This is a genomic window from Flavobacterium sp. (assembly GCF_021151785.1).
GTDB lineage: Bacteria > Bacteroidota > Bacteroidia > Flavobacteriales > Flavobacteriaceae > Flavobacterium.
In genome coordinates this window covers 1-3,264 of sequence record NZ_JAGKWP010000160.1, presented here as the reverse complement: position 1 = coordinate 3,264, position 3,264 = coordinate 1, and the positions used below count along the sequence as shown (strand labels likewise).

Below are 3,264 nucleotides of genomic sequence, written 5' to 3'. Positions count from 1 at the left end.
AATTGTAGTTTTTTATTTCTTTATTCTTTATTTTTTGTGTCAATAATAATAGTTACAGGTCCGTCGTTGATTAAAGCAACTTTCATATCGGCTCCAAATTGACCGGTTTGTATTTTTTTCCCTAATTCAATTTCCATTTGATGAACAAAAGCTTCATACAACGGAATGGAAATCTCAGGTTTTGCTGCTTTAATGTAACTGGGTCTGTTTCCCTTTTTAGTAAGTGCATGTAAAGTAAACTGACTGACAACAAGCATTTCTCCCTTGATGTCTTTAACAGATAAATTCATTACTTGGTTTTCATCTCCAAAAATTCTTAAATTGACTATTTTAGAAGTAAGCCAATCAATATCTTCTTTAGTATCAGCATCTTCAATACCAACCAAAACTAATAAACCATGTTCAATTTGTGCAACAATTTCATTATTTATTGTAACAGAAGATTCGGATACTCTTTGAATAACTGCTTTAATTTAAAATAATACTTTTATAAAATAGTAGCGATTCTGAAATGAATTCAGAATGACAAACTTTGACTTAAAACTGTAATCTAGCTCTTTCTTGTTTCATCACTTGTTTTTCGATCGGCATCATAAATATCATTTCGATAGGTTTCTTCGTCTCCTTCCAAAATTTTAAGATAGCTGTTGTATCTAGACCAAGCTATTTTGTCTTCTTCTAACGCTTTTTTGACTGCGCAATGTGGTTCTTCTTTGTGTAAACAATTATTAAATTTACATTGGTCTTTTAAAGCAAAAAATTCAGGAAAGTAATCTCCTATTTCTTGTTTTTCCATATCTACAACACCAAAACCTCTAATTCCAGGTGTATCGATTATTTTGGAACCAAATGTCAATTCAAACATTTCTGCAAAAGTGGTTGTATGTTGACCTTGACTATGTGAATCTGATATTTCTTTTGTCTTTAAATTTAATCTCGGTTCTAAAGCGTTAACCAAAGTTGATTTCCCAACCCCTGAATGTCCGGAAAACATACAAACCTTATCTTTCATCATTTCTTTTAACGCGTCAATACCTTGTCCTGTAGTAGCTGAAACTCTTAAACATCTGTATCCTATTTCTGAGTAAACGTATTGCAAGTACAACTGTTCATCTTCTATTTCAGGTGTAAAAGTGTCAATTTTATTAAAAAGCAATACGGCTTCAATGCCATAAGCTTCGGCTGTGACTAAAAAACGATCAATAAAACTGGTTGTAGTAACTGGATTATGAATAGTGACTATTAAAAAAACAAGATCAATATTTGAAGCAATTATATGTGTTTGCTTAGACAAATTCACTGATTTTCGAACGATGTAATTTTTTCGATCATGAATCGTATGAATTTGACCAATGATTTCATCAGTAGTGTTGTCTAACTCGAAGTCAACTATATCCCCTACAGCAATAGGATTGGTACTTTTAATTCCTTTCATTCGGAATTTACCTTTAATTCTGCATTCTACAAAATCACCTGCTTGTGATTTTACGGTATACCAACTTCCTGTAGATTTATAAACGGTCCCTGTCATGAAACAAAGATAATAACTTCCAATGATATTAACTATAAAGGAACTCTGTTTGAGTTCCTTTTCAATATTTTAGTCTTCTAATACCATTCTTCCTAGTTTATCTTTTTTCTTTCTAGAAGCATAAATAATATATTCTTTATCTGATTTTCTATAATAAACGGCAGGTCTTAAAACCAACTCATTTTTAATAGCTTCCTCCGGATCTTTTCTTGTTATACTACCATTATTATCAAAAATAAATAACGAAGGCACAGCATTATTGTAGTTACCTAATGACTTAATTTCTTCAATGTTTGTAATTCCCTTGTTTTTTACATTATCATTGAACAAAATATTCAATTGATTATTTTTGTAAATAGGAATTGCACCTAAATATTCAGGCCCTTTTCCTAATTCTACTAAAGGAATTTGCATAGCCACACCTACTGCAAAATTACCATTCCCACCTATAGCTCCAAAAGCAAAAGACATGGTAGTAATAGCAGCAGATTGTTCTTTTGGCAGAACATTACTCCATTCTAAGCTACCATCTGGTTTTAAACAAGTGACAATAATTTCATTTTTTGTATAAGTAACAGGTGTAAAAGCTAAAGGTCCAATACCTGAACTATTTCCCACATATACTGTTTGAAATTCAGACAAAACAATTAATCCGCCATCATTTTTTTCTACAATAGAGTGAATAGCATATAATGGTTTTACTTCTTTTCCCTTTTTAGCTCTTCTTTCTCCAATTAATTTTACTTTAGTTTGATAATCAAATTCATTAAATTTCACTTCATCATATGTGTTGTCGGAAAGATTTATTGTTGCATTATATACACCCTTCAAATCAAAATTTGCTTTTCCATTCTCTTTAACACTTGAATAAAACCCAACAATTTTCAAAGTATTTTTAGCAGTTGCTAACATTTTACAATTGATAATTTCTCTTCCTGAAATATTGATATTGATTATTTCTTTTTTATATCCATTTTTCTGTTTAAAAGTATGTATTTCAAATTTTTCAATTTGCTCTTTTTTCTTTGAATCTCTATAACTTTCATTGACTACGAGAAATACATCATCTAGAAAATTTAATTCAAAATCTGCAATTTTAAATTCATAATCTTTTTTACTATCATCAAACTTTACTTTTTCTGTATTAGAAAATAAAGGATATAATTTATCATCAAAAAGCTTTACTTCATATTTAACAGCATCTTCTTTGGAAAAAAGAGCTGTATGCATGACTAATAATGCCCCTTCGTCAGGAGATTGTTTGAAATAAAACACCCCTCTATCTGATTTTTTGGCTACTTCTGAATTAAATAAAACAATTGTTTGTTTTGACAAGATACCATCTTCAGAAATTTGATTGGCGACTAAATTAAACGTTTTGTCTTTTTTGTTATATACACTGCCTATAGCATATAAATTACTATTCAATAAAAATATTTCTTCAAAATCAATTTCCTTGTCCAAAACTTCAGGAATTACAATCAACTTCGACTTCAGTAATTTCATAGAAGTTGATTCAAAAATTTTTATAAAAAAATCATTCTTACCTTTAATTGCTAGTGCATAAATCTTATTATTTACTTCTCCAATAATTTTTACAATTTTTTGATTATCATCAGGTAATTCTTCACCATATGTCAGTGAAACCTTTTCAATTTTATTTTGTGCCTCAATTAAATTTAAACTTAGTAAAAAAACAAATAGATACTTTAAAAGATTTTTCATAATATATT

Annotated in this window: 3 protein-coding genes; all 3 read right to left on the bottom strand. The window is 29.2% G+C overall.

Annotation, left to right across the window (positions count from 1 at the left end):
* Window positions 1-20: 20 nt before the first annotated feature.
* Entirely contained in the window at window positions 21-473 is a 453-nt protein-coding gene (dtd, locus tag QZ824_RS11160; RefSeq protein ID WP_291276092.1) for a D-aminoacyl-tRNA deacylase, read from the bottom strand.
* 77 nt (window positions 474-550) lie between these two features.
* Window positions 551-1,531, bottom strand: coding sequence for a ribosome small subunit-dependent GTPase A (rsgA, locus tag QZ824_RS11155; RefSeq protein WP_291276091.1), 981 nt, complete (start codon window positions 1,529-1,531; stop codon window positions 551-553).
* Between the two features lie 69 nt (window positions 1,532-1,600).
* The coding region (locus QZ824_RS11150; protein ID WP_291276090.1) for a hypothetical protein at window positions 1,601-3,264 on the bottom strand (1,664 nt) is incomplete at its 5' end.

Excerpts from the sequence above, each read along its gene's own strand:
- rsgA (WP_291276091.1), bottom strand. The coding sequence starts at position 1,531 with ATGACAGGGACCGTTTATAAATCTACAGGAAGTTGGTATACCGTAAAA.